The 1,720-nt window shown below is 59.1% G+C and carries 1 protein-coding gene, 1 tRNA gene and 1 pseudogene; 2 read left to right on the forward strand and 1 reads right to left on the reverse strand.

The annotated features are described in order from the left end of the window. Positions 1-3: 3 nt before the first annotated feature. A tRNA-Leu gene (locus NW829_RS10550) sits at positions 4-86 on the reverse strand. A 112-nt stretch (positions 87-198) separates the two neighbouring features. Between NW829_RS10550 and tgt the strand changes: the two genes are divergently transcribed. Further along, entirely contained in the window at positions 199-1,308 is a 1,110-nt protein-coding gene (gene tgt, locus NW829_RS10555; protein WP_414351098.1) for a tRNA guanosine(34) transglycosylase Tgt, read from the forward strand. Between the two features lie 113 nt (positions 1,309-1,421). Further along, positions 1,422-1,720 (forward strand): annotated as a pseudogene (locus NW829_RS10560) (hypothetical protein); the annotation flags it as partial.

Raw genomic sequence — 1,720 nt, forward strand, 5'->3', positions numbered from 1 at the left:
GAGTGCGGAACCGGGGACTTGAACCCCGATGGCATTGCTGCCACTAGAACCTGAATCTAGCGCGTCTACCATTCCGCCAGTTCCGCGGCGATCTACAAGTGTGCCCAAAGCAGGGGATCCCTGTCAAGGCTGGCAAAAGGGATCCCTTGCCGGCGGCTCTATCTGTGCTAAGCTCTGCTGCGCACAAGATTAAAGCCGATAACGCTGACCTTGGCCGACTTTACCTTCACCTGCGAGGGCACCTGCCCCCATACCCAAGCGCGGGCGGGATACTTCGTCACCCCCCACGGCGGGATCCCAACCCCTTGCTTTATGCCGGTGGGAACTTTGGCCAACGTGAAAACCCTCACCCCCGCCCAGCTCAAGGAGACAGGTGCCCACATCATCCTCAGCAACACCTATCATCTCCACCTGCAACCTGGCGAAAGCATCATTCAAGCGGCAGGGGGGCTGCACCGCTTTATGGGCTGGTCGGGCCCCATCCTTACCGACTCAGGGGGCTTCCAGGTCTTCAGCCTCAGCGCCATTCGCCAAATCAACGAGGAGGGAGTGACGTTCCGCTCTCCTCTCGATGGCCGCATCATTCACTTCACCCCAGAGCTATCCATCCAGATTCAAAATGCCTTGGGTGCCGATGTGATCATGGCCTTCGACGAGTGCCCGCCCTACCCTGCCAGCCCTGAGGAAGTGGAAGCAGCGGTGCGGCGAACCACCCAGTGGCTGAAACGGTGCGTGAAAGCCCATCGCCGCTCAGATCAGGCTTTGTTTGGCATTGTGCAGGGGGGAGTTTACCCTGAGCTGCGCCGGCGGGCGGTGGAAGAGGTCTGTCGGTTGGATCTGCCGGGCTATGCCATTGGCGGGGTGAGTGTGGGGGAGCCGGTCGAGTTTATGCACGCCGTTGTGCGGCAAACAGCCCCTCTACTGCCGGCAGATCGCCCCCGTTATCTCATGGGGGTGGGCACCTATGCAGAGATGCGGGCCGCTGTGGCCGCCGGAGTGGATTTGTTTGACTGCGTGATCCCCACCCGCTATGCCCGCCATGGCACGGTGATCAGCCGGGGCAAACGCTGGAACATCAAAAATGCCGAGCACCGCCGCAGCCTGGATCCCATCGATCCCGACTGTCCCTGCTACACCTGCCGCCACTTCAGCCGCGCCTACTTGTGCCACCTCATCCGCGCCCAGGAGATCCTGGGCTATACCCTGCTTTCTATCCACAACATCACGGAGCTGATGCGCTACACCCAGAAGATGCGTCAGGCCATCTTGGAAGGCAAGTTTCACGAGAACTGGGATCCCTGGAGCTAAGCCGGTCAGGAGATTTCTCTGGAAATATCCGATCCATCCTAGTTCACTAGACACTCCAATATCCCGTGTATATACCTAAATTATCCCATGTAGCCGCAGGAAGGAGTCAGATCATGGCTATCCGAACCCTCAGCAGCGTAGTCGAACAGCACATTGCCGGCCTTCCGGGCGTGATTGCTGTTTTGATAGGGCGGGCCACTGATGGTACCACAGTAGCCAAAGTAACCTACGTCAGCGATTCCCAAGAGGAGCAAGCCCTAGAACGTTTGGGCACCTACGCCGGCGACCTGTTGCAGGCCAATAGCCGCCTTTGTCAAACCGTCAGCCCCGACCAAGAGGCGGACTACCTCTTGGCCGGCACTTCGGCGTTGCGGGTTGTCATCAAAGCGTTTCCCAAAAGCCCCTACTTTGT

Origin of the sequence: Synechococcus sp. R55.8 (genome assembly GCF_047461895.1) — a bacterium.
Classification (GTDB): domain Bacteria; phylum Cyanobacteriota; class Cyanobacteriia; order Thermostichales; family Thermostichaceae; genus Thermostichus.